Origin of the sequence: Niallia oryzisoli (assembly GCF_036670025.1) — a bacterium.
Lineage (GTDB): Bacteria > Bacillota > Bacilli > Bacillales > Cytobacillaceae > Bacillus_BD > Bacillus_BD oryzisoli.
This window is the reverse complement of the sequence record NZ_CP137640.1, coordinates 2,520,366-2,546,260: the sequence shown is the minus strand read 5'-3', so window position 1 is coordinate 2,546,260 and position 25,895 is coordinate 2,520,366. Positions and strand designations below refer to the sequence as shown.

Below are 25,895 nucleotides of genomic sequence, written 5' to 3'. Positions count from 1 at the left end.
TTAAGTAATTTTTCTATAAAAATGAGTTAATCCTTTTTTGAAGCAACGCATTTTTTTCATTCGTTTTTCGGAATTTCATAGTCTTGCGATGTTGGATTGCAACTAGCTTAATAAACTACTCTTCCAAACTAATTTGTTAACTAGCACCTGACAGCATCATGACTATGGATATTTGGCTCATTTAGAGAATTACCTCTATTATGAAGTTCCATGTAAGTATTCAAAGACTTTTCAATTTGTATGAATTTTTGTATTCGAACTGCTGCCCATGGGAGAAGTAGTAATCAAGATGATCTTAATTTAGCAGCAGTCATTTAAGTTGTAATGGGAATGTGTTATGGTAATAATAGGAAGCAAGACAAGGAGTGATAAACAATGAAATGGGAAGAGGTTCGTAAATTATACCCCGATCAATATGTAAAACTAAATATTCTTGATTATCACTATGAAGATGATAAAAAAGTGGTAACGGATGTTGCATTAATAAATGTAATTGAAGATTCTAAATTAGCTACAAAAGAGTTACTCAAATCAAAAGGTAATACCATTGTTTATCATACTGGTTCAAATAATATTGTGATTAAAATGAGAAAACCAACTGGCTTCAGGAGTATAAGACTATGAAATTAGAAATAGTGAATCGTTTGCTCGAAGTAGAAATGTCGATTTCTTATAATGGGGAAACGAAGAAAATAGATAAGCTTGTAATTGATACTGGTGCAGCTCATACTCTTATCTCATCTGACATTGTTGAGGATATAGATATTTACTTTGAAAATGGTGATCCTTTGGTTAGCTCGTACGGAATTGGCGGTGAAGAATATTCTTTCCAAAAAACAGTTGATTTTATAAGGCTTGGTACGTATGAAATAACAGAAATGAAGCTGGATTTTGGAAACTTAGATGATTGGGGAATCAATGGTCTAATTGGGCTAGATATCTTAATGAATGGAAAGTTTATTATTGATTTAGAAAAATTAGAATCGGTTCAAAACCATTAATCAAAATATGAATTCTCTCAAATGGCCAGATATTTGGGGAAACACGGGGACGTCTCCCGTTTCAATCATTAAATCTATCTCAGTGTTAGTAATTCTCTGCACTAATTTTTGATCTTCTCTAGTTAATCTTAAACCAGTTCTTTAAGCCCCATATTATAACCATTTGTCATCAAGGAACTCCCCTCTTCAATTTTCCAAGTCAGTTGTGTTCTATGGTCGTTTATTTTAGGCATTTAATAGTTTTGGAGTTTCTTGGCAACTATATCTACCTAAATATTAAGAAGACCTTCATGTTACCCTATTATACCAAGAATAAAAAGCATAAATGGTTCGAACGGGTGCGCTATATTACGTTGCTTCGGCAGCGTTTTTTCGTATTGAGTGAACCTGCACCCGTTATTTTAATAAGATTCAGGGAAGATTCTATAAGAGGACAATCGAAGGTTTAGCACAGAAAAGCGACGCAAAGATTGTTTTGCGTCGCTTCAAATAAAAATTGGGATGCTAGTAATTACATCTCATCTTGATCAATCATTACAAATGTTTTGACATACTGTTCTGTGAACCGAATTCGTCCCATATTTTATCAGTTTGGTAGCATTTCCTACCGCCAATAACTGTTGGTAAGGATTTTCCTTTATTTATAAAACTGATTAAAAACAAGATTAATCAACCATACAATACTTTGAGAAACCAAGAAGTATGTGCTTAGAAAGCTTATCAATATCAGTGCCATTACCATCTTTGAATTCCCCCATTTTTTTCTTTTCCCGCAAAATCACTTTTATGGAAAAAGGAAGTCTTCTATAAATAGTGCTGCTTTGAAAACTGAAATAAATAGACAGAATTGTTAATGGAGAGGTACTTCTTTATTCATAGGATTGTCTGAGTTTAAGTCTCATTGAAAGAGTTCTTTGTCATTTCCACTTTCTGCATTTTCGCTTTCACCAGTTGGATTAGCAGGTTCTTTTATCGGTACATGAGCTGGACTCTCAGGATTGAATCATCACCGAAATTTCCATTACTTTTTTAGATACCATTTCTATACCTCCCTGGTTTTAAAAATGTTTGACTCTCCTCCTTCAACTCTTGTCATTATAGACAAGCCGCGTTCAAATAGCTGTCGATTTATCTGTATTTATCTATTCTTTAATAAATTGTTAATTCTCTGTTTAAATACGGTTGGTATGAAGAGCCACCACAAACAGAGGATAGAAATCAATTAATCAATCACCAAGAATAAAAGCTCCTCTTTGATAGAAACATATGCCTAGTGTTGAATGGAACACTTGATACATAGGGACGGATTTGCCGTTTCAACTTATGGAAGATACGTTCCATTGATGAACCGTAAGAACCGGCCCTTTTTTGTTTCTAATTTATTTTTCATCTACTAACTAATCATTGATTCCCTTTCCATCTATATAATTTCCATCTCCAAATTTGAAGAAGTTTTACATTTCATAAAAAATAGTAATCCTTATTCATTAACCCTGCGTTATAGTACAACCTTTCACAATCTCAGCCAAAATTTCCAAATTGTTTTAAAAGATGGCTTTATTGTATTGCCCTTAAATGAAAACAGACGCATTTCTAGAGAAACACGCCCTTTTCTTGAATTTAATTAGCTGACATTGTGGAAGGTCAAAGACTATTAAAGCCTGTGCACTTATTGAACATTAGCACCTGCTCTTTAATAACAAATACGATTTAACATAAGTTTAGTGAAAATAGATTTATAATGACCTAAGATACTTGACTGCCGTCTCAGCATATATCTCCGCAGATTTTACTAAATTTTCCACTGAAACCTGCTCATCATATCCATGGATAGTGTGTTGCAGCCCAGGACCGTAAAGGACAGTATCAATGCCATGGCGCCGGAAGTGACTGGCATCACTTGAACCAATCAAGAGTGTGCTGTAGACGGGTTCCTTTATTCCGAGAACACTCTGGATTCCTCGTTCTACGGCCCGCACAATAGGACGATTCGCTAAGGTCCAGTTCGGTTTAGTAAAGGACATCATTGGCTCTACAACGGCATCTGGTGCCACAGCTCTGACAAGATTCCTAGCGGCATCGAGTACAAACTCGGGTTTCATACCAAATGGAACCCGGGTATCCACTTCAATTATGCACTTGTCTGCGACGACGTTCACCTTTGTTCCGCCCTGAATGATACCTGGATTGTAAGAAGGACGATAAAGCAACTGTGACAATAAGGGATTTCCTAGACGTCGAGACAGGAACCACTCAGTATTGTATAAAAGTTGACCAAGCTCTGCCGGAGGCGTTGCCTTGAGCTCATATAGCCTCGCTAGTGCTTCGACCGCGATTGCCCCTCTTCGTATGGCGGAGATTCCAGTAATGGGTTGTTGGTTGCCATGCCCGGGTTGACCTGGTATGGTTACCTGCATCCATGCCATGGACTTTTCACCAACATTCGGATGGCGGGGGTACGTTGGTTCACCAATCAGACAAGCATCACCCTTAATCAATCCTTGATCCAGGAGCGAGGCCACTTCCATACCTCCATTCTCTTCATCTGGAGAAGCAATAACTCCTAGGCTACCTTTTAAATGAAGAGAAGGGGCAAATTCCTGAAGCAATCCAGCAACAAAGACTAGTGACGCCAAGCCCCCTTTCATATCGGTGGCTCCCCGCCCTAAAAGCATACCTGCCCTGACTTCTCCTGAGAAAGGATCAAAGGTCCAATGTGAACGATCGCCTGCAGGTACGACATCTGTATGTCCACAAAATAGGAGCCGTGGACCAGTTACCCTGGTTAAGGGAGCATCACAGACCACGGTAACCAGTTCATTTTCGCTACGGCGGTGCTCCGTAATCAAGAATCCTTTTGCTGCTAGGTATCGGCTAATATGGCGTCCTATTTCTGCTGACTGCTTCTTAAACTCGGGCGATGGATTTTCAGATGGAATTCGAATAAATGAAGAAGCAAGTTCAACTAATTCCTGTTGCCTTGATCTTATCAGTTGCCGGATCATTCTAGTATTCATTTAAATACTTCCCCTCCATGTCCAACATCAGCCGCAGTATGTCTATGCTATTCTATGTGCTGTGCCTAGATCATATTCTAGGGTTACAAATGGGTAAGCATTTTTTTCTTTTCACTCTCTACTATTTAAATCAATTAATCTAGAATCAATTATGTTCAAGGAGAGTCTTATTCCTACGTAGGTTATTCCGAATCGCAGGCAATAACAAATTTACCGAACCATGAGAATACTTCTGCTTCATTACAATCCCTTCTAAGGCTTGCTGTTTGATCAAATCAAAGAATGCCGTTCCATTCCCCTCTATATACTTAACTTTCGTAACTAAACTTGTATCCTTGGTGATAATTTCATTAAGCAGCTGCTTTCTATCCAATAAAAGAAGATGAGTCACTGATTCACCCTTATATTGAATAACATCAAAAACTGCATAAGTTAGTGTACCAATACCCAAATTTTTTCTTTTGGATTGGAACCTCGACATCATGGCTTCAAAATCCGGTTTCCCTTCCGGATCAGAAACAATAATTTCCCCATCCATAACCGTTCCATTAGGAATATCTATTGTTAATAGCTCGGGAAAACTGACTGTAACCTCATTTTTGTGGCGAGTATATAACTTTACCTTATCATCAAACTTTGAAAGTATTAATCTAATGCCATCCAGCTTTAATTCTGTAATATATTCACTGTCGTCAAACGGACGGTCAGACTAATGCAATAACATTGGTGAAACAAACACACATACCACCTCAAGATAATTCTACGATACTTTTACTCTGTTTCTTGATTTATCCTTAATAACAAAGTATCTCGCGTTACAATGGTTAGTTTTATTTCCCCTTCTTATAGATATTTTCCTTCTATATTTACTATTTTCCTAATAACAAATTCTCCATGTGGACACTGTTCTAACCACTCTTCATTTTCGTTTACATGAACTATAAACCCTGTTCCTCTCTCATCATAGCCTTCTATATATGCACCTTTTTTTGTGAAAAGTATTCCGAATAGAACCAACCGCCTGAATTTTAATATGATATTACAGATTGTTGAAAGTGAGGTAAAAGTCTATGGGGACATTGATTAATGGTAACGATAACATACCTTATTCCATTTGTTCGAATCCAAACAATTGTAGTAATGATTCTTTAGCACCATTTCATGTTTACCAGGGAAGCCCATTAAGAGGACTGCTGAATTCACATAGACCGCTTAAAGATTGTGGACCTAACCATCTAGGAGCAAAGGATTTAGCAACGTGGTATCGGAGTCCTAATGGTCAACAGATTATAACTACTTCAATAGGTACCCCAGTGTACGCTGCAGAAGCAGGAACAATCCTTCAGTTATCATTCGGTTGGGACCATTGTGGTTGTAATAATCCAAATTGTAGGGATTCGAATTTTGTCGGTATAAGAAGTGATACACCCGATAAATCTATAACTCACTATGTTCATGTAAGCCCACTTCCTGGTCTTAAAATAGGTGATCACATCATGATTGGGCAACAAATTGGAACGGTCGATATATCAGGTGATTCATGCGGACCTCATGTTCATATGGCGAGGTACAACCAAAATGGTATACCAACTTGCAACTGGGTTATTGATATAACTCAAATCCCTACCCATTCCTGGTGGAATACTGTATTCGGAATGCAATATCACCCATATCCATATCATCCGCATAGGTGAAGAATTGGTGTACATCTTGAGTTATGCTATAAAGATTAACGGTGTAGCCACTTGGGCCGAGTCGGGAAGGATGAGAATGACATTAAGAAGGCTTTAAAGCTATCTGCCGAAGGGAATCCAATGGACTAAGCATAAATGACATTGTTAAAATGACCGGTGCTCCACGTTCAACGATATACGCGAAAGCTAAAGAACAAGGGTCAAGTTAATATAAAAGAAATGGAGCTTGGTTTGATTGCCAAGCTCTTTTGTATAGGTACCTTTTTTTATTAAAGCACTCGTTGAAGAAGAAAATTTAAAGTTTAACACACTCATTGCTTTCTTTTTTGGTTATATAACCAATAAAATAGCTTTATTACATCAACTACTAATATCATAATTAGAATAGACTTATTGGATATTGTTATTGAAAGCACCTAACGGCTGAAACATTACAATTAAACAAAGAATAATCTTCCCTTTAATATGCCTTTTTAAGAGTATCATTACATATTTGAAATGGCTTCTCGTGTTGTCCATGTAGCACTACTGAAAGCTCGGTAGTTCGTAACTGCAGCATGAAAATCGTTTTCACTAATCGTGGCAGTTGCATCGTAAACAACAGCTGTCTTGAAGCCATTTTCGATTAAATCTCTCATATGCGATTCAACACATACGTTTGATAATACCCCAGCCAAAATTACTTGTTCTTTTCTACGTTGCCTTAGTTGATAGACCAGATCATTTGTCTGAGGACTGGCCACCTTGTGAGGTGTTGCAATGACGGTTGTTTTGTCCCAGATATACGGAGCTAAAGTTGGAACATAATCTGCTTCCGAAGTTGGAGGACTATATTGATTTAATTTCTGATAGACACGCAAACTAATCAACATCTCTTGTTCGTTCCCTGTAAACTGCCAATCATAGTCATGTGGATATAAGAAGTGTGGGGAGACAAAGAGTTGATAACCTTTACTACGGGCAGTGCCTAACAGTAGTTCCAAGTTGGCTAAAGTATTATTCTGTTTAATGTTAGCCTTTGTCAAATGATATCCTCTTCCGCCTGGAGACAAAAAGTCATTTTGAGGGTCAGTAATAACAATTGCAGTATTCACTGGGTTTGGTTTAAACATAGAATTGTTCCCACCTTTTTTATGCTTTCACTTATCGATTATACGAACTACATTGATTAAAAATTCCTTAGGAAAATGAAATTTTGAATTTAATGAGTGACAATAAAGTACGGATAAACAAAAAGACCGCCGAAAATGGCAGTCAGATATTCAACTCTTGCACCCATTACTTTAAGTACATTTCTTCACATTCTTATGTAACATAAATAATTGGGGGATTTTGCTTCCACATACAAAAGACCGTATAACTAACAGTCTTTTGTATTTAATCTGTTAAGTTTATTTTGAATTTGACGAGATTTTCGGATTAACTATCTATTGTCTTAATAGGTGAAATCACCCTATTAATAAAGTGGAACAATGGTAAGAAAAAAATATCTATCTAACCATGCTTTTGTTTCTTTTCCTCTTCCTTTTTACTGGACTTCTCTTCCTCTTTTTTCAGTTTTTCTTCCTTTTTATTTAGTTTTTCTTCCTCTTTATTTAGTTTCTCTTCCTCTTTAATTCCTCCATTATTAGGATGAATTATTACATTGTCGTCCTTTGGTGGAACTTCTGCAGAATCAATTCCTTTTATATAAAGTTCATTATTCACTCTGTAGACACTTTCTGGTTGCTGAAAATTTGCTGTGTCTGTTCCGAAAGCTTCCATCATTGCTTTAAACATTAACTGTGAGATTTTAGTCGTATCTCCACTCATATAGTTACCCTGTCCGTTTTGAGCGTAACCCGTCCAGACAGCCATGGTGTATTGAGGTGTATACCCTGCAAACCAGCTATCATTTGTAGCTGAGCTTGGGTATCCATATTTAGCTCGAGTTTTTTCATCAAAATTGGTTGTACCTGTTTTCCCGGCAACATCCAGTTCGGGAACATTTGCAGTTGTTCCTGTCCCAGCATTTACGACTGTGCGTAACATATCAGTTACCATATAGGCAGTGTAATCCTGCATAACACGTTTTGATTTCTCCGCAAAATTAACGACTGCGCCATCGGCAAAAATAACCTTTTGGACAAAATGCGGTTTATTGTATAGACCGTTGTTTCCAAAAGCACTGTAGCCCCCTGCCATGTCTAAAGGACTAACGGTATTGCTGCCGATCGAGTAGGATTCATATACTTCATTACTTTTAAACGTAATGCCAAGTTGTTCTGCAAAACTCTTAGCCTTATCCATCCCAACTTCTCTCAATGTGAGCAGTGCCGGGATATTATATGAATTTTGCAGTGCCGTCCTTATTGTCAGCATTCCATGATATTGATGATCCCAGTTGGAAATGGGCTGACCCGTCGAATAAGTTGTCTCCTGGTCATTAATCAAATGAGCAGTGGACCATTTTAAGTTTTCAATTGCAGGTCCATAATCAAAAATCGGCTTAAAGGATGATCCTGGTTGACGTTTGATATCGATGGCAAAGTTGTGACCTAAGAATTGAGCTTTATAGTCATTTCGACCACTCCCAATTGCCCTGACTTCACCTGTTTTGGTATCTAAAAAAACGAAGGCTCCCTGAAAGTTTGCATCTGGATAGGCAATGATTTCACTGGTATTCAACATTTTGTCCGCAAAATCCTGTGCCTTTGGATCCAGAGTTGTATAAATCGACAATCCGTCTTCGCTGATGTCGACATCCTTCAGTTTTCCCTTTACCTCTTTAACAGCTGCATCCAAAAATGCTTCATAAGGCATACTTTGCTGCGTTTTTTTAGCTACAAGTCCCTCTGTTACAGGAACTTTCTCTGCTTCCTTCATTTGTTTTTCCGTGATATAGCCATCTCGAAGCATTGAGCTTAAGACAATATGACGCCGCTTCGTGGCTGCCTCTTTGTTTTCCGGTATGGTTGGATCATAATTATTCGGACTCTGTGTCAGTCCAGCTATCATCGCTGCCTGCGCAAGCGTCATTTTTTTCAAATCATTGGACTCAATACCGTAGTAATTCTTCGCTGCTGCAGCCACTCCGTAAGAGCCATTTCCAAGGTAGATTTTATTTAAATACATCATTAAGATGTCATGCTTGGAATATTTTTTTTCCAACTGATACGCTAAGTCCCATTCTTGCACTTTACGTTTCAGTGTTTTCTCTGAAGACAACATAGAATTTTTAATGACTTGTTGTGTAATCGTACTACCTCCCTGAGATCCGAAATCCCCGGTTACGTTCACCAAAATCGCCTTAGTTGTCCTTTTGAGGTCGATCCCAAAATGTTCGTAAAAATGGGAATCCTCGGTGGCAATAAAGGCATGTTCCAGCACTTTTGGCACTTGATTGTAAGTAATTTTTGTCCGTTTTTCCTTCCCGTATTCATAAAGGAAATTTCCGTCTTTATCATAAAATTTAGTTGAAAGTGGATCAAGTAGCTTAGAAGAATCTAAAGTAGGTGTACCCATAATCATTGAAGCGAACGTAATGGCTCCTGCTCCTGTTGATACAAGACCGAGTACCAAACAGACAATGACTATTTTTTTTAACAACGATCCTTTTTTCAGTATTCCAATACTTTTTTGTTTATTTTGGTTTATTTTTTCCGCTTTTTTTCGTTCCTCACGAGTTTGATACTCTTCTTCTGACATTCATGTTCTCTCCCATTTAAAGATAATTAAAGTTAATTTACGATAAAAAGCCTGTGCCGATATTATCGTTTAATGTGAATAAATTTTCGGGTCATCTTTTTCATGAACTCCTATATAACGGATTGAAGAACGATTGATCCAATAATCCCCATGGTCACCTTTCGTAAGAAAGCATTTGCGCTGTTCAATCTTTTCTATTATTTCTTGTATAACTTGCTCCTTACTAATATCTGCCTCTTTCATTATTCTTTCTCGTTTAATATCATCCTCTAAGGTATAACAAACTATAAATTCCTTCATACTAACTCCCTCATATAAAACTTACAAATTTGATCAAGCTCTACAAATCTACAGTTGGATGTTAATTTACTTGAGCCCATTATATAGGTTCGTAACAACTCTTAACTTTGCGGGGGTATATGGGGTATTATTTTTTTACAAAAATAAAAAAGAGCTGCCGCAGCAGCACATTCTTATTCAACAAACCTGCTCTATTGTTTAAGTGTATTTTTCACAAACCTACAATTCAAAAACAAGAGTAGAAGTGTGTTTTTTGGGTTGATATTAGGCTTGTAACTAAACTGTAAACTGAAAGTTACGCAAATGGCATTGTTGGTAAAAGCCTCAGTATATACAATTAATACTCGTTAAGGAGTGGGAAGATGATAAGCGTAACAGTAGATAAGTTAAAATTCAAGAAACAATTATCGGTGATTGAACAAATCACACTGAAAGATTTTCTATATAACTGGGTTGGGAGCTCTAGTAAAGGATTGGATGATTTTTTCCAACTTGAATACACAGTAGATGTATTTGCCAAAATGGAAAAAACAACGAATGACAACGATTTGTTGATATCTGATGATTATTATTTTAGATACATAACAGTGACCGAAGATAATCAAATTGTCATAGGCATTTTAGATATGAATTTAGAATTAAAACATAGAATCATTACACGAGAGGAGATTAAATAATCTTAACAATACCAAAAGAGGCAGCGTGGTATACTGTCTCTTTTTATTTGTTCACTTTATCTTTTACAGTGTCATTGAACATACCCGCCACATTACTACAAAAAGAAAAGCCACCAAAAAAGGCAGATGGATCTTAAACTCTTGCACCCCCATTACCTTAAATACATTTCTTCACAATATTTGCAGCAAAAGGATTCCTTTCCAGAAATGACCTTAATAAAAGTACAGCTCCAATTACATGAAAAGGAGATTTTTAATCATAATTAGAATAGGGAGGTTTTATGCAAATGAATTTCAGTTGGATGCTTGGGCTAATAATTTTCTCACAACAAGTGAACATGCTAGAAGATGTCACTAAAAACTGTCATCAAATTTCCGTTGTCAACCATACTAACTTTTCGATGCGGTTCCCTGTATTGCCAATATTAGATACAGAAAAGATTGAAAAATGCATGGACAATTTAGACCAACAGGTTACTAAAAATCCTAAAAATGCAATTATAGATAATAACGGAAACATTTTACCAGAACAAGTGGGTTATCGTTTAAACCGCCAAGTATTCACGGAAAAAATTTTCTCGTATTATTTTAATAATGGTTCATCTAAATTAGAAGTCCCCTTAGAAGCCATTTATCCCAAGGTCGACAGTGAATTACTTGGAAATATTAGAAGTGAAAAGATTGGGGAGTATGTCACATTCTTCAATTCCAGTAACAAAGAGAGAAAAAACAATATTTATCTTGCTGCAAAAGCTATTAATAATTTTGTTCTTTTTCCAGGTGAAACTTTTTCCTTTAATAAAGTGGTTGGAGAAAGAACAGCAGGAAAAGGATATATGCCTGCCACTGTAATAGTAAAAGGAGAATTTTCAGAAGATATTGGAGGCGGAATTTGTCAAGTATCATCTACCCTATTTAATGCAGTTGATAATGCAGGATTAAATGTTGTTCAGCGCTATTCACACAGTCGAGAGGTTTCATACGTTCCACCAAAGCGGGATGCCACTATAAGTTGGAATGGACCTGATTTAATCTTTAAAAATGATTACAATCAACCTATACTTATCCTTGCAAAAACGTTAAAAAACAAAATAATAATTGAAATCTATTCTTCTGATGTAATTACATATTCTCCGAAGGAAGTTCCATCCCTTCCTTATGTACGACATCTCCCCAAGTAAAGATTACTTTGGGGATTTTTCGTTTCCATCATGAAAGAGATTGGATTTTTCTTTTTTAACTAACCGCCCTCGTTTAGGGTTAAGTGAAAACAATACTAGTGAAAAAGCTAAAATTCAAGAAAAATTCAGCAATATTTAGTCAAAGATTTCCTGTTTCAATGAGTTGGTCGACCACAGGGGAAAGACCATTTTCTACCACTTTCTCCATCGGAATATGACCTACCAATTTATTTAACCTGTCATATCGAGTATTTATGAACATTTCAACTGATTCATCCCTATTAGCAATATTCCATCTAAATCAAATATAGCTGCTTTAATCGTTTCCACCCTCCCCATATTAATGATTCTTTTCTTATTCTTTCTTGTTAATCATATTTCCTTCTTCAATTAATAACTGGTTTAGCTTAAGAAGAAAATCAACAATATCGTTTAACAGATCCTTATTTTCAAGCCATTATTTGCTTTTGGATTGGTGAAATGCTATAGTGCCTTTAAACCATTTTACTTTTGCGATAGAGATTTAAAGGAGCTGTAACTTTAACGGAGATAGCAAAATTAAATCTTCATAGAGGTTACAGTTTTTACTTTATTTTGTCATTTGTAAAATGGTCGATAAAATTTTAGGAGGATTTTTTTAATGGCAACTGGTAAAGTTAAATGGTTTAACGGTGAAAAAGGTTTTGGATTTATTGAGCAAGAAGGCGGAGATGATGTATTCGTACATTTCAGCGCTATTCAAAGTGAAGGCTTTAAAACTCTAGATGAAGGTCAAGAAGTTGAATTTGACATTGAGCAAGGTCAACGTGGCCCTCAAGCTACTAACGTACGTAAATTATAATTGATCATATTTAAAGAGAAGGATAACCCTTCTCTTTCTTGTTTTCTTCTCATATATTCTTTTTCATTCCACATTGCCGACATTCTCTTGTCTCGCATTTATAATTTCGTTTATAATTTGTATTTTCGAGATCAATCTTTTATAAAAAAGTCTAATTATTTCTATGATTATTCTTACATTAAAGCACCATTTTGGTGAATAAAATTTAATCTTAGTTCAATTGTTCCTAGACATCTTTTACATATGAAAGGCTTTATCCAGATTAAGTAAAACCTTTGTTACCTTTAATTTATATTAAAATGATGGATATGTAATTTTTCCTGTTTCTACTAATTCCTTCAAACCTAAAAACATATAATGCCAACCTTGTTCAGTCTCTTTTTTCCAATCTTTATGTGCTTTTTCAATATCTTCTGTGGTCCAACCTTCTTCGTGGATCACGTTAATTTCTTGTGTGAAAATCATTTCACAGCCTGATTCAAGCGATTCGATCTCCACTGTAATGTCGTCTTCTAAATCACTAAATTGAGGCATTTTGAATGTGAAAACGAGTTTCGTTGGTGGTTCCACCACTTTGTATTCTCCAATAGCTCGGTAATCTTTCCCATCTCGATGATCCACAATTTCCCATGTTCCAGCTACACGAGGATCACTCTCTGCCACTTTATTCGTATGTTCCATGGTGAACATCCATTTTTTAATCATATCTGCTTTAGTCCACGCGTCAAAAACTTTTTCTGCTGGTACATCAAATTTGCGTTTCATATTAAGGGTTGTTATTGATGTTTTTGCCATGCGATCCATCCTCTTCAACGATTATTATTCTGTTGACTCATTATTATATTTTCACTACTTGAAACATTGTAAAACGAACGTAGTCATACCAAAAACAAGTATACCTAATATTGGATAATTTTACAAAGAAAAATCCTTCACAATAGAAGCTACTTTCCGTTTTTCGCATTTATTTGTTCCAACATGATTGATGGTTGTATACGGTAACTATTTTACATAAAATGGTCCTACTCATTAAAGATAATACATTTTTTCAGTCCTAGATATTGGGATTTCTTGTGTTTTTTTTCTTGAATTAACCTGCCCCTTTCGTACCACAAGAAAAAGATCGCCACAGCGATCTTCATCTAAAATATTATCCAGGCTGTGAGCTGCCTCCTGTAAGATGTGCGTCAAACATATCAATAATTTCTAGGAACCTATCAGCTTCACGGAAAACATGGTCTGCTAAAAGGGGATGAATAATGCTCTTTATTTTACATTGCTCAATTAAATCACGAGCTGTTTTCTTGAAGTCCCTAAGAGATGCGACCGACACCCGATTTTGATCAAGGAATTGATCTAAAAGAGGAACTGTTTGAGATTGTGGCCTCATAGATTCTAAGTCCCTTGCTTGAAACAGCAATTGATCAAAATCATTGCTGAAATTCCGTGCTACATCAACTAGTTTCCTTTCTGACGGATCAAGGAGATGACCAATAAATTTGGCATGGTCTGCCATAATTCTTAAGAAGAAGACATTTTCTTTAATAATGGCATCTGGAAGTGCTTGTAATTTACCTTCGTTTAATTCAATTAATCGTTTTCTAAAATAATTAGCTTCCCTACTTACATGGTCCACTAATAGTGGGAAATTATTTGCCCCTGGCAATTTGCATGTGAGAATTAGTCCTAATACTTTCCGTTTAAATATGAAAATATTAGTAGCAGCTTGTTGTACCTCTGAATTAAATCTTCTTATTTGTTCGGGGTCTGTTTGATTATTAAAGGAATGTGCAGTTTGTTCGATCTGTTCAAATAAGCGATAAAATTGATTAGCCTCTTGAATTAGTTGAGTATCCTCTGCTCTAAAACCCAATCGAAGAAATAAAGAATGTTCTTTCATGATCCTAGCCCAAAAACGAATTTCATTTAAAGAGCGCTCAACAAACAATCCAGAGGTAACACCAGTATCAGCATGTAAAGATGTATCATCCCCGTTCATTCTATAACCTCCCCGAAATACTCCTTTTGTTCTATTCATATTTACATGCTCATTTAAATATGCCTTTAAGCAAGTCTTATAGATCAGCTGGAAATGAAGAACCATTTTTAGGCATAAAAAAAATCCCATATATCAATAATAAAAAGTGCATTTTTTAACTCTTGAAGTAGAAGGTTTTATGAAAAAATTATTGTTGATGGGATTTATTTTGTTATTTCCTCTAAACATGGTGACTGGAACTACCATTGCCTACGCCCAACCACAAGTACAATTATTAGCCAATCTGCGGTAAAGTTCGAAAATAATTTCAGAAGACTTTGGATTGACCATGTATTGTGGACAAGTAATTATATTACAAGTGCAACAACAGCTGGAACGGAGGATCAAAAACAGGTACTGGCTAGGCTTCTGAAAAACCAGGAGGATATTGGTAATGCTGTAAAGCCAGTATACGGAGAGGAAGCTGGGAACAAACTTACGAGTTTGCTTAAGGAGCATATTGTTATTGCGGGAAAAATTGTAGATGCAGCTAAAAGCGGAAATGCAGCCTTGGTGAATCAGCTAAACAAAGAATGGTATAGAAATGCTGATGAAATAGCAGCTTTCCTTAGCGGTGCCAACCCCTATTTGAAAAATGAAGATTTAAAAAATTTGCTTTATATGCATCTGAAATTAGTAACAAATGATTTAACTTCAAGCTTAGCAAAAGATTGGAACGCAAGAATTGTTTCAATTGACAAAGGAGTCACACATATAATCTTAATGGCTGATACTATTTCAGAGGCAGTTGTGAAGCAGTTTCAGGATAAATTTAATAAATAATGGGAGAATCTCCATTTCTGTTGGAGATTCTTTCATTATGGGGTCATTTGCTTAAATATCTAAAACTGATTCAAGCAAATACCCGATGCTGGTTTCGTATTGTATTATTTCACTAAACTACCCATTAGCAGAACAAGAAAAAGGGGTGCCGCAGCAACCCTTTCTTCCACTCTTGCTCCCGTTAGTTCAACAACTACATTTTTTATTACGTATTATCTTCGAACTGTAGCTAATAAAATCCTATTTTTTCTTACTTCAATGTTTGTCTATTTCAAATAAGACAAGTTTCACATACTTTATAATAGCTTTAATAAAGGTGGTGAAACGTATGTCCCAAAGCTACGACGGTGGGGGAATGGGAAGCAGCTTTGCCTTAATTGTTGTTCTCTTTATCCTTTTAATTATTGTTGGTGCATCTTTCATGAGTGGCGGATACTAATTTATTAAATGAGTTATTACTTCTCAAAATGCCATACTTGTTTTAAAAGTGTGGCATTCTCTTATTTTTATTTGAAAATAGCTCCCTCTTGCCAAACAGTTTCGGTCAACTACGAATTAGACATGTTCTTCTTATTAAACTAAACTCCCATTAGTTTAAGTGAATTTTTTCACATTCATTCTTTTGGTTGAATAATTTCTCCTTTAAAGGTACCCAAATTAGTCCTTGACATTAAAAAACCCGCTCATAGGAGCAGGTTTTTCCATAATGTCACTGTTCTGTTTGGTTGGAAGCTTCATCTGAGTTTTCTGCCGAACCAGTTTCATCTCCTCCGACAGCATGTTGCTGTTTGGTATTGGAACTTTCAATGGCAGCGTTTGTTCCTGCTGCACTGTCATCTCCACTACCACTTGCTACCTGGGTAGCACCTGCCTGTTCGGTACTTGTTGTATTTACTTGATTATTTATGACAATAACAATTTCTTCATCATGCTGTGAGTGATCTTTTTCCTTATTATGCGGTTCAATCTGGTCGCCGCTCATACCTGTATTACTAGCCTGCCCCTTAGCTCCAACACTTTGTTGCTGTTCGGTATTCGACGAATCAATTGCAGCATTATTCCCGGCAGCACTGTTTCGTCCAGCTCCACTGGCAATTTGTGTGGTATTGGGTGCGCTAGTAAACTGATTGTTAATAACGATTACAATTTTTTCCTTATCAACAAGAGGACCAACATTAACTTCCTCTCCATTTTCTTTTACGATTCTAATCTCAAGTGTCTGATTAAGATCTTTTTTATCACTGTCCATATCATTATAATTTACTTTATTGCTCTTCATATCCTCACCACTCTTTCCTTTAGAACTATTACTATTAAATGACTAGGCAATAATAATTGCTTGGCCAAAAGTATATTTTCTTGAAAATATATGAGTTGATTATCGGGCTTTTATGCCCCCATGAAGATGGAATCTTTATTTTATGAACCTGAGACGCTGTTTTTCGTAGTTCGTAACAATTATGCTTCTTCAAGTAAACTGCCCTTTAGCTTAATAAGAATTACCGTTTCAATTTCGTAAATCCGGTCAATAATTTCTTTAAAAAAGATATTATTGGGAGAGATCAAATTTGTTATTATCTAAAGCATGGGAGACGTATGAATCTGATAAACGAATCGAAGGTGCCGCAAACATTAAAAGCATATAAACTTCAATCAGCGTTACTGATTCGCTTGTAAAAGATGTTCAACTTGATACGATCACTACGGAACAATTAAAATCTTATTTAGCAAAATCAAGTGAAAACCTTAAGCCTGCAAGTTTGGCTCATCGAATTCGTTTTATGAAATCATTGTTTCGATGGTCTCATGAAGAAGGGCATATTCCCCAAAACCCAGCCGCTAAAATTAAAGAACCTAAAACCGGGAAAAGAATCCCTAAATTTCTGACAGAAATGGAAATTGAGCATTTACGTGAAGCATGCTGCACCCCAATGGAAAAGGCTCTGTTTGAATTCATGTTTTCCACTGGATGCCGAATAGGAAAATTGTTTCATTAGATAGAGGTAGAATTAATTGGTCGAACCGATCCGCCATTATCAGAGGTAAAGTCGATAAGGAACGGGAAGTCTATTTCAATATCCTCTGCGAAATTTGGTTAAAACGATACCTAGATAATCGCGAAGACAAGGACACTGCTATTTTTGTCACGGAACGGGATCCTAATCGAATGAGCATTGCCCAGATGCGATACATTATTAAGCGGATTTCAAACCGCGCCAGCATTAACAAAGACATTCATCCACACCAACTAAGGCACAGCTATGCAACCCACTTTTTAAATAATGGAGCACCTCTAGATGTTATTCAAAGCCTATTAGGTCATGAAAAAAGTGAAACCACCCGGATATATGCCCAGTTAAGCGAAGCATCAGGCAGCAATTATATATGAAGTATTTTTAAAAATAAATAAAGCAGCGCATCTCGAATCCGTTGCTTTATTTCACTCTTGCACCAGTTTAGTGAAAAATCATAATTTTTCGCTGTTTTCGTATAGATTGTTGTTTTTAACGTAAAATATTTATTTTGGTAAAATCCAATTCTTGTTATGACTATAACTTTTTCGTTGATGAATTTTAACACTCAGATTTAACATCGTTTTCAAATTTTTATGAAAAAAACGTCTAAAATAACTTTTATTTAATTTTGTTTCCTTGTAATGTTTTATATCTTAATTTAAAATAACTTGTTAGTATTGCCGTCAAAGACGTTACCACTAAGAGAGTAAACAAAATAAAAATTTGGTATTTTACACTTTCGAATGGATTGCCGCCAGCCAATATCATACCTGTCATAGTCCCAGGAATCTGAACAAGACCCACTGTTTTTAATCCATCAATTGATGGTATCATAGCCAATTTAATGGATTCATTTCGTATAGAAGTTAAATCTTCCATTTCTTTTATATTCTTTTTTAACGTTTCAAATACTACGGAACCTGATACCATCGCAGTCCCAATAAACATACCAGCAACTGGTAATAAGTATTGGGCTTCAAAAGGTATAATATCGAATAATATCCAGGATGTGAGACAAACACTAACGGACATGAAAATCGAGATTAGTCCAATCCAGAATGAGCTACGATATTCATCCCCTCTTCTGGAGATATTCAGAGATGCAATAACCGTCATAAGTAAAATACAGCCTAATACTACATACCATTTTTCGAGTGAAAAAAGAGACGAAACAAAGAATCCTAATAAAAGTAATTGAATAAAACCTCTAATTGAAGAGACAATAATTTCACTTCCAATTCCAAGTTTCTGTTTATAAGAAATGATAATCGGTATTAAAACAAGAATGAAGATGATAAAAAGAGAAGAATTATTTATTTCATGCATTATTACACCTCCTATTAAGCAAAATACTTAATCAATGTTTATAGTTTAAAATAAAAAAAGAGCTATTACCCAATTCATAGCCTGAATCTACTCACGTAGTTTGGAATAGGAAGATTAATTCTTCACGTAAAAAGCCCTTTTAGTTTTTCAACTGTGCCAATATCAAGTTTATCTTTTGGAAATTAGATCGTTTAAGCATTTCATATTTTAAACTCCTTCTTTGAAGTCTATCTTTAGAAAAGCTTCCGTTTTGTAATAAATTCGCTGTTTTATCTTCCTAATCCTTTTTGAACACAACTGCTCCGTTAGAATTCCTGTAGACAGCTAATTATCAACTTTGAAAAAAATTAGGTCCCTTAGTAAGATATGAGTATAGACACCACTCTAACTCAAAACCTTAAGGAGGAACCCTAATATGAAGTTTAAGATGCAAGACAAACAAAATCAACTAATTGAGAGAATTTCAGATAAACACCTTGTGGTTGGTGTGGATATCGCCCAAGAATTACACGTAGCTAGAGCTGTAAATTTCCGTGGAATAATAGTCGGTGATCCTCTTACATTTGAAAATAATGAAGAGGGTTTTGCTAGATTACTTCAATGGATTAACCAGTTAAAAACCTTAAAAGGTTTTGCCTCTACTATTATCGGCATGGAACCTACAGGACATTACTGGGTTAACCTATCAAAATGGCTATATGACCAAGATATTGAAGCAGTAACTGTTAACCCACACCTCGTAAAAAAGAATAAGGAAAACCGTGATAATAGCCGATCTAAAAGTGATAAAAAAGATGCTCTTGTTATCGCTGATATGGTCAAGAATGGTTACTATTCCTTTATTCGTCCTACTTCTGAGGCCTTTGAAAAACTAAGAGTTTTAATGTCTAACCGTGACATGACGGTTAAACGATATGTCAGTGCTGTCAATCAAATAAACCGTTGGGTCGATATTGTTTTCCCCGAACTTCGGCAGGTATTCAAAGATGTTAAAGGCAAAGGGGCAATGGCAACTCTACGCTTATTCCCTACACCACTTGAACTACGTTCAATGAAAGCACCAGATATCGTTGTAGGCTGGAAAACCCAAATGAAGAGACAACCTGGGTTAAGAAAAGCACAAGTATTAATTGAATTAGCTATGCATTCAGTCGGAACTCGACAAGCACTTGATGCTTATAAACTCCATCTGGAACAATTAATTGAAGAGTTTGATCTAGCAACCGCGCAACTTGAGCGAGTTGAAAAGGAAGTCACTGAAGTCCTTAAACGAATACCTTTCGCAAGAAAGTTACTTGCCATTAAAGGGATTAGCGAAATTGCCCTTGCAGGCATTTTAGGAGAATCAGGAGATCTAAGTGGATTTGCACACGGGAATTCTTTATTGCGTCATGCTGGATTGCATCTTGCAGAGGCAAGTTCAGGTAAATGGAAAGGTCAAATTGTCCTCTCCAAACGTGGGAGATCTCGTTTACGGCGCTTCTTGTATTTAGCGACTATGAGTCTTGTCATGAACAACCCTGATTTTAAAGAGCTGCACGCTAACAATGTTAAAGTGAAAAAGATGAAGAAAATGAAATCAATTATGAAATTAATTCATAAACTCGCAAGAGTATTAGTAGGAATGGCCAGAAAGAATGATTCCTATCATCCTGAGAAGGTACAACCTATTATGTCAATAGCTGCCTAATGTTAAATTGATAAATAAATAATTACTTTAAGTTTAATACCTTTCGAATATTGGCTTATTCGTAGGATTTCAAAGAAAGTACGAGTACCGGATTTATTGTGCAAAAGGGCTCAGACCCGTTCCGTTAGAAAGACCGGCCTCTACCACTTGGATAGGTGTAACGAAGGAATGAGAGGGCATTGACCCGTTGAGACATGGGAGTGAAAACCTCCAGGGGTAGCGTGGAGAATACGTGCATTATATGGAAATCATTGGATTTATTACTGAATCCTTTATTTAAGTACGCCTTCATCCAGCCTTCATGTCAAAATCTCATTCAATCAATCCCATATGGTCATTTCAAGTGATTTGAAATCCTGCGAATTAGTGAGTATTTGAGAGATAATCGCATCTTACTGAGGGAGCACAAAAGAAAAAAGCCGCCAAAAATAGCAGCTGCTTCTTTTACTCTTGCATCCGTTAGTTAAATAAAAGATTTAATTTATATATTTATTGTAGTTTTGCGGATAATTGAGCATACAAAGCATCAAATATGATACTCCCTCTCTCTAAAGCCGTTATATCATCAGGACTAGTTAATCGAATTCCGTCACAAATAAAATCAAGTCCCGGTGCAATCGGCTCCAGAAATGCCTCTTGTATGGTATCAGCTTCATCTACAATTTGAGCTATTCGTTCTAATACCGGGTCTTTAATCTTAAATTCTCGCAACATGGTGTGGAATGTACAATGTCCTCTTCGATGAGAAAGGCGAACCCCAGGAATATCAAATGGTTCTGCTTCTTCTGGTAATGGATTCTGACCGATCAGGACAAATAAAAATTCTGCTTCTGAATCAATCCACTTTTTGATGAGCCATGAACAAGCCATTCTGTCTACTCCCACATTTCCCCAGGTAACCCATTTCATCCATTTATCCCTCCTCTGGCATTTTGCAATTCACTCAAAACACGTTTCCCTAGTTCAGATTCAAAATAATCTTTTATTTTAATTTGCTGATATTTCTTGGAGAGAGAAACAAGGTCGATCTGTTTTTTTTTTAACTCTGCTAGTATTTCGACGTACTCCTGTTCAACTTGCTCCATAAATTCTTTGATTATATCTTCACCTTTCATACCCAAAACCAGTTGTGATTCCCATAGAGATGCTTCTCCCCCTAGTTCTTTGATTTCTACAGTTAACCATTGAAATTGTTCCTTAGTCTTAGGATTAGAAGGAAGACACCAAACAGAATCGTGAAGAAGAACAGCACCTAGTCGCTTTAATTTACGCCACACATAAACCCTCACTTTACTAGGGTTACGTGGAATCTTATACACTAAATGCAGCCAAACTTGCATAAATCCAACTCCTAATTTTACTGCATAATTGGGTAAACAATTAATCCGATAATGGCTGATATGAGGATGATAATAGGCTCCGAAATCTTTTTACTTTTCAATAGTATAACGAGTGTAACCACAGCAAACAAAGCCGTTGGGATGTCTATAATTGATCGTTGCCCAAGAACAATAACTGCCCCTGTTATGGCTCCAACTGCCGCAGTTGTTACTCCTGTAATGAAAGTTGCAATTCCAGGTAATTTTCCATACTTCTTAAACAGTGGAGCAGGGAGAATGGTTAACAAATAAGCAGGTAGAAATGTCGCCACAGCTGCAATAGTTGCTCCTGAAAAACCAGCTACCAAGTACCCTATAAAACCGGTTGTAATTACAACTGGTCCTGGAGTAATCATTGCAACAGCAACTGCATCGACGAATTCCTGTGCGTTAAGCCATTGTTGCTCAGCAACTACACCACCATAAAGAAAAGGAACAATCGCTAAACCACTTCCAAATACAAAAGCCCCAGCTTTAGAAAAAAAGATAAAAATATTCCAAATCGTGGTTGAATCAACAGCTGGGTATTTTGCCAAAGCCAAGAAAAATGGATAACCGACAAAGCTGTTGAGCCTATTTTTATTAAATAAGTTTTTCGGTGGTGTTTTTACCAACCAATAGAGGATTCCAGCCAATAAGATAAGTAAAACCTCTTCTGTTTCCATTATAGTCGTATAGGCAAGTGATACAATATAAATAAGCCAAAGGAGCCAATCCCTTCCAATCGTCTTCGTCGTCAATTTATAAGCACTAAGTGCAATGATTCCAATGACACTCGCACCAACTGCATAAAAAACAGATTGCATCCAAGTTAAACCACCATAACGTACATATGCCCAACCTAAAGCAACAACCATTATAAAAGAAGGTATAACAAAAGCTATTCCTACTAATGTTGCTCCTAGAATACGATAATGCACATACCCCAAATAAATCCCCAATTGTGCGGCTAAAGGACCTGGTGCCAGCTGTGACAATGCAAGACCGTCTTTATAGTCATCCTCAGAGATCCAACCACGTTTTTCCACCAAATCACGGTACATATACCCTGTCAAAGCCACAGGTCCTCCGAAACCAATGGTGCCCAGCTTTAAAAAATATAAGATTAGTTGCAAAAGTGAGTACGTTGCAGCTTGGGGCTGAACAGTAGACTCATTTTCTAAAGACTTACTCATTATTAATCCCCCTCTTAAGTAATACTGGTTACATTTAAACCAATATATGCGGTGATAGTAAATGTGAGAAGAGAAATTTGTAATACTGGTTACAAATTATAAGCGCGGAAAATGCCATTATGGGAAAATACAAAGAGCCAATACTTGTCTACGCCCAATAAATCCCCTTAACCTGGATAAGAAAAAGGCTTTGCCAGTTATTCCAGCAAAGCCCACCGTTCAATATGAAAGATAACATCTTGATACAAAGCCCCACACCCTCTAATGTTTAAAGCATAACAGCTAGATGCTATGTGTTTTGTCTAAGGCTTCACGCAACGCATTTGCTAATTTGAAAGGATCATCATTTGCCCAAAAATGTAAAAAGAACAGCCGTGGATTCTCTGTTAACATGTGATTATATAAGGCAGTTACGTCAATACCATGCTTACGTAAAGTACGTGCAACAGGATTTACTTCTTCAGCTGTAAGTACAAAGTCCCCAGTTATTGCGACTTTCCCATTTTCTGTCGGCTGAAAATTTATCATTGTAGCAACCCCCATAGCAGGAGGGATTTCCATGCCATTTTCCATGATTTTTTCTAATCGGGGTATAGCTACATGATAAACGCCATCCGAAATCGTGCCTTTATGTCTAAAGGTTTTATCAAGTTTCTGTTTATCAATGGAAAAGGAAACCGATTCGGCTGTTCGGTTCTTTGGTATTTTTGTTAGTTGCAACCCAGAACTAATTGCTTTCGCTAATTGAACTGGATTTCCATGCCCCTCAATGTGCAAATACATAATTCGGGGCGTTTCACCTAATAAATGGTTATGTAGTGCAGAAACCTTAATTCCTTGATGAAATAGCTCATTCATAACAGGTTGAATTTCTTTTTCCGTAAGAACTAAATCACCCATGACCATCGTTTGACTGTCTATTTGTTTAAAAGCCACCCAGCCCCCTAAAGCCAATCCAGTGCGAATTGGTGTCCCTTTTACAGTCACTTTTAAATCATTACGTGGTAGGCTGATATAAAAGATTTCACCTGGCTTCATTACACCTGATTTTCCTATTTCTTTTTCTACAAGTTTCCATTGTGGTGAAGGATTTTTTGAAGAAGAATTCTGCGCATGTATTGAGGTACCAAACAGCATATTAGCAATTAAAACAACAACTAAAAAAGCAATAATTGTCCTATATTTCTGTTTAAGCATAAAATAACTCTCCTTTTTAGCGACATGGATTTCATTTGTTAAAATTCCCTAATTTATGCTTTTTCTTTCATATAACGGACGCATTTCTTGTCAATGCGTATTTCTTTGAATTAGGATAAATTTAATCACATAAATAAAGACCGTTAACGGATAGTTTAACGGTCTTTTATTATTAAAATTTTTCCTGAACAAGAACTCTTTTATGGCTAGTTTTAGAATTGGTTCTAAATCTAATCAGTAAGAATGCAGCTCGAACATATAAATCTATTGCAATTGAAATCCAAACACCTGCTATTCCCATATCAAAGTGAATTCCCAGAATATAAACACCAAGAACTCGTATGACCCACATACCAATAGCTGTACTGTACATCGGGCTTTTCGTATCACCAGCACCTTGTAAAGCCCCTGCCAACACTAAACCAATAGCTAAAGCTGGTTGGGCAAATGCATCAATTCGTAAAGCAGTTACAACCATGTCGATAGCATTTTTATCCGTTGTGAACCATGTAGCGAACCAAGGAGAAAGAAAATACAACAATACCCCAACAAAGGACATAAAACCAACTGCGATCCATGTCGTCATCGTTCCATATTGGTAAGCCTCTTTCGAACGCTTTGCGCCAACACTTTGACCAACCAGTGTGGTAGCTGCAATTGCCAAACCGTATCCAGGCATGTAAGAGAATGTTTCGATATTACCAGCAATTGAATGGGCAGCATAGGTATCTGCACCAATCTTAACAATTAATCCAAAATAAAGCACCTGGCCTAATCGCATTATTAAACGTTCAATCGCTGCTGGTGCAGATACTTTTAAAATAGAAAAAGAATCCTCTTTTGAATAGGAACCAAATAAGGAGAAGGAGATTTTTGACCTTTTAATGTAAAGATACAACGCCAGAGTTCCAATTATCCGTACAATGAACGTTGCCCACGCAGCTCCTGCTACTCCAAATCCCTTTAATCCAAAGATTCCAAAAATGAGAACATAATCTAATCCAATATGGATGAAATTTATCCACCAGCTCACCTTCATAGGTGTTTTGGTGTCCCCTGAAGCACGTAAAATACTTCCGAAGATAAACATAAGTGAAATGAAAATCGATGGGATGGCAACTATTTGAAAATATGTAACGCCATCTGCCAATACATTGGATTTAGCACCCATTAAACGGAGTAATGGTTCGCTAAAGAATAGAGTTATTGCCCCAAATACTAACCCAAAAATAGCTGATATGATGCTTGATTGGCGAGCAATGGATTTCGCTCTATCCATATTACCTGCTCCAATACTTCTTGCTATAAGAGAAGAAGTACCAACTCCTAATGCCATAAAAATAGCTATATAAACAGCCAAAACTGCATTAGCGACACCTACAGCTGTCACTTCATTTAAACCTAATTTTGAAACAAAAAGAGTATCAACGAAACCGACAACGGTTTGCAAAATATTTTCAATCATTGCAGGTACAGCTAAAGCAATGATAGTAGAAAACTTTTGTTTTGTCGTTTTATCGTGTAGTTCAACTTCCATAGTTTGTTTCAATCCCCTTACCGGATGAAGTTATCTAATGCTTTTTTAATATCATCTAAAACTTTTTGTTCGTTTCCTTGATGTACGGCATTCATTAAACAATTTTCCATATGATCCGCAAAGATTAATTTTGCAGTATTATCTAGCGCTTTTCTAATTGCAGCAATCTGAAGAAGAATATCAGGACAATCACGTCCGTCAATAGCCATTTGTTTAACCCCTCTTAAATGTCCTTCAATTCTAGCAAGCCGATTGATAATATTTTTTCTTTGCTTATGATAGTGTTTATGATGATGATTATCAGTGCTCAATTTTTTCACTCCCTTTTGATTATTATCCCCCTATGATATACGTCAA

The 25,895-nt window shown here is 36.3% G+C and carries 24 protein-coding genes and 2 pseudogenes; 11 read left to right on the top strand and 15 right to left on the bottom strand.

The window, feature by feature from the left end:
* Positions 1-375 precede the first annotated feature (375 nt).
* Together R4Z09_RS12715 and R4Z09_RS12710 are read left to right on the top strand one after the other, a co-directional pair.
* Positions 376-624 (top strand): hypothetical protein, encoded by a 249-nt coding sequence (locus tag R4Z09_RS12715; RefSeq protein WP_338452649.1) that lies wholly within the window; start codon positions 376-378, stop codon positions 622-624.
* Positions 621-1,001 carry an aspartyl protease family protein gene (locus tag R4Z09_RS12710; RefSeq protein ID WP_338452648.1) on the top strand — a complete coding sequence of 127 codons (381 nt, stop codon included), beginning with the start codon at positions 621-623 and terminating at the stop codon, positions 999-1,001. Before R4Z09_RS12715 ends, R4Z09_RS12710 begins: the two co-directional genes overlap by 4 nt.
* 1,736 nt (positions 1,002-2,737) lie before the next feature.
* On the opposite strand, the gene R4Z09_RS12705 is transcribed toward R4Z09_RS12710, so the two are convergent.
* Both R4Z09_RS12705 and R4Z09_RS12700 read right to left on the bottom strand, forming a co-directional pair.
* The gene (locus R4Z09_RS12705) at positions 2,738-4,018 is read right to left on the bottom strand and encodes an ArgE/DapE family deacylase (protein WP_338452647.1); all 1,281 of its coding nucleotides are present in this window, start codon (positions 4,016-4,018) and stop codon (positions 2,738-2,740) included.
* Positions 4,019-4,163: 145 nt separating this feature from the next.
* On the bottom strand, positions 4,164-4,697 hold the full coding sequence (locus R4Z09_RS12700) for a hypothetical protein (protein ID WP_338453264.1): 534 nt from the start codon (positions 4,695-4,697) through the stop codon (positions 4,164-4,166).
* 391 nt (positions 4,698-5,088) lie between these two features.
* Between R4Z09_RS12700 and R4Z09_RS12695 the strand changes: the two genes are divergently transcribed.
* A complete protein-coding gene (locus tag R4Z09_RS12695; protein ID WP_338452646.1) occupies positions 5,089-5,712 on the top strand; it encodes a M23 family metallopeptidase in 624 nt (207 codons plus the stop codon).
* 48 nt (positions 5,713-5,760) lie between these two features.
* A pseudogene (locus R4Z09_RS12690) lies at positions 5,761-5,921 on the top strand (recombinase family protein); the annotation flags it as partial.
* 276 nt (positions 5,922-6,197) lie between these two features.
* On the opposite strand, the gene R4Z09_RS12685 reads toward R4Z09_RS12690, so the two are convergent.
* The 3 genes from R4Z09_RS12685 to R4Z09_RS12675 all read right to left on the bottom strand — a co-directional run bounded on the left by R4Z09_RS12685 (position 6,198) and on the right by R4Z09_RS12675 (position 9,699).
* Complete coding sequence (locus R4Z09_RS12685; protein ID WP_338452645.1) at positions 6,198-6,824, bottom strand: isochorismatase family cysteine hydrolase; 627 nt, start codon at positions 6,822-6,824, stop codon at positions 6,198-6,200.
* A 382-nt stretch (positions 6,825-7,206) separates the two neighbouring features.
* Positions 7,207-9,399, bottom strand: a complete 2,193-nt coding sequence (locus R4Z09_RS12680) for a PBP1A family penicillin-binding protein (protein ID WP_338452644.1) — start codon at positions 9,397-9,399, stop codon at positions 7,207-7,209.
* Between the two features lie 69 nt (positions 9,400-9,468).
* A complete protein-coding gene (locus R4Z09_RS12675; RefSeq protein ID WP_338452643.1) occupies positions 9,469-9,699 on the bottom strand; it encodes a hypothetical protein in 231 nt (76 codons plus the stop codon).
* A 362-nt stretch (positions 9,700-10,061) separates the two neighbouring features.
* Between R4Z09_RS12675 and R4Z09_RS12670 the strand changes: the two genes are divergently transcribed.
* The 3 genes from R4Z09_RS12670 to R4Z09_RS12660 all read left to right on the top strand — a co-directional run bounded on the left by R4Z09_RS12670 (position 10,062) and on the right by R4Z09_RS12660 (position 12,398).
* Positions 10,062-10,376: a hypothetical protein gene (locus tag R4Z09_RS12670; RefSeq protein ID WP_338452642.1), complete on the top strand. Its 315-nt coding sequence runs from the start codon at positions 10,062-10,064 to the stop codon at positions 10,374-10,376.
* A 287-nt stretch (positions 10,377-10,663) separates the two neighbouring features.
* The gene (locus R4Z09_RS12665) at positions 10,664-11,557 is read left to right on the top strand and encodes a VanW family protein (protein WP_338452641.1); all 894 of its coding nucleotides are present in this window, start codon (positions 10,664-10,666) and stop codon (positions 11,555-11,557) included.
* Between the two features lie 640 nt (positions 11,558-12,197).
* Positions 12,198-12,398, top strand: coding sequence for a cold shock domain-containing protein (locus R4Z09_RS12660; protein ID WP_028397474.1), 201 nt, complete (start codon positions 12,198-12,200; stop codon positions 12,396-12,398).
* Positions 12,399-12,692: 294 nt separating this feature from the next.
* Here the strand turns inward: R4Z09_RS12660 and R4Z09_RS12655 are convergent, their stop codons facing one another.
* Together R4Z09_RS12655 and R4Z09_RS12650 are read right to left on the bottom strand one after the other, a co-directional pair.
* The gene (locus R4Z09_RS12655) at positions 12,693-13,193 is read right to left on the bottom strand and encodes an SRPBCC domain-containing protein (RefSeq protein ID WP_338452640.1); all 501 of its coding nucleotides are present in this window, start codon (positions 13,191-13,193) and stop codon (positions 12,693-12,695) included.
* A 355-nt stretch (positions 13,194-13,548) separates the two neighbouring features.
* Complete coding sequence (locus R4Z09_RS12650; RefSeq protein WP_338452639.1) at positions 13,549-14,397, bottom strand: DUF2935 domain-containing protein; 849 nt, start codon at positions 14,395-14,397, stop codon at positions 13,549-13,551.
* Between the two features lie 333 nt (positions 14,398-14,730).
* On the opposite strand from R4Z09_RS12650, the gene R4Z09_RS12645 reads away from it, so the two are divergent.
* Both R4Z09_RS12645 and R4Z09_RS12640 read left to right on the top strand, forming a co-directional pair.
* Positions 14,731-15,219, top strand: a complete 489-nt coding sequence (locus tag R4Z09_RS12645; protein ID WP_338452638.1) for a glycosyltransferase — start codon at positions 14,731-14,733, stop codon at positions 15,217-15,219.
* A 355-nt stretch (positions 15,220-15,574) separates the two neighbouring features.
* Positions 15,575-15,658 (top strand): YjcZ family sporulation protein, encoded by an 84-nt coding sequence (locus R4Z09_RS12640; RefSeq protein WP_422392299.1) that lies wholly within the window; start codon positions 15,575-15,577, stop codon positions 15,656-15,658.
* A gap of 270 nt (positions 15,659-15,928) precedes the next feature.
* Here R4Z09_RS12640 and R4Z09_RS12635 read toward each other — a convergent pair whose 3' ends face one another.
* Complete coding sequence (locus tag R4Z09_RS12635) at positions 15,929-16,498, bottom strand: hypothetical protein (RefSeq protein ID WP_422392269.1); 570 nt, start codon at positions 16,496-16,498, stop codon at positions 15,929-15,931.
* A 289-nt stretch (positions 16,499-16,787) separates the two neighbouring features.
* Here R4Z09_RS12635 and R4Z09_RS31065 point away from each other — a divergent pair.
* Positions 16,788-17,619: pseudogene (locus R4Z09_RS31065) on the top strand (tyrosine-type recombinase/integrase).
* Between the two features lie 233 nt (positions 17,620-17,852).
* On the opposite strand, the gene R4Z09_RS12625 reads toward R4Z09_RS31065, so the two are convergent.
* Positions 17,853-18,560, bottom strand: coding sequence for an ABC transporter permease (locus R4Z09_RS12625; protein ID WP_338452635.1), 708 nt, complete (start codon positions 18,558-18,560; stop codon positions 17,853-17,855).
* A 415-nt stretch (positions 18,561-18,975) separates the two neighbouring features.
* On the opposite strand from R4Z09_RS12625, the gene R4Z09_RS12620 reads away from it, so the two are divergent.
* The gene (locus R4Z09_RS12620; protein ID WP_338452480.1) at positions 18,976-20,250 is read left to right on the top strand and encodes an IS110 family transposase; all 1,275 of its coding nucleotides are present in this window, start codon (positions 18,976-18,978) and stop codon (positions 20,248-20,250) included.
* A gap of 489 nt (positions 20,251-20,739) precedes the next feature.
* Here R4Z09_RS12620 and R4Z09_RS12615 read toward each other — a convergent pair whose 3' ends face one another.
* From R4Z09_RS12615 to R4Z09_RS12590, 6 genes are all read right to left on the bottom strand, one after another.
* Complete coding sequence (locus R4Z09_RS12615; protein WP_338452634.1) at positions 20,740-21,159, bottom strand: chromate resistance protein ChrB domain-containing protein; 420 nt, start codon at positions 21,157-21,159, stop codon at positions 20,740-20,742.
* Positions 21,156-21,590 carry a Chromate resistance protein ChrB gene (locus R4Z09_RS12610; RefSeq protein WP_338452633.1) on the bottom strand — a complete coding sequence of 145 codons (435 nt, stop codon included), beginning with the start codon at positions 21,588-21,590 and terminating at the stop codon, positions 21,156-21,158. Before R4Z09_RS12610 ends, R4Z09_RS12615 begins: the two co-directional genes overlap by 4 nt.
* A 17-nt stretch (positions 21,591-21,607) precedes the next feature.
* Entirely contained in the window at positions 21,608-22,804 is a 1,197-nt protein-coding gene (locus R4Z09_RS12605) for a chromate transporter (RefSeq protein ID WP_338452632.1), read from the bottom strand.
* A 282-nt stretch (positions 22,805-23,086) separates the two neighbouring features.
* A complete protein-coding gene (locus R4Z09_RS12600; RefSeq protein WP_338452631.1) occupies positions 23,087-24,001 on the bottom strand; it encodes a DUF1259 domain-containing protein in 915 nt (304 codons plus the stop codon).
* 172 nt (positions 24,002-24,173) lie between these two features.
* Positions 24,174-25,538, bottom strand: coding sequence for an MATE family efflux transporter (locus tag R4Z09_RS12595; RefSeq protein WP_338452630.1), 1,365 nt, complete (start codon positions 25,536-25,538; stop codon positions 24,174-24,176).
* A 17-nt stretch (positions 25,539-25,555) separates the two neighbouring features.
* On the bottom strand, positions 25,556-25,849 hold the full coding sequence (locus R4Z09_RS12590; protein WP_422392268.1) for a metal-sensing transcriptional repressor: 294 nt from the start codon (positions 25,847-25,849) through the stop codon (positions 25,556-25,558).
* Positions 25,850-25,895: the final 46 nt, after the last annotated feature.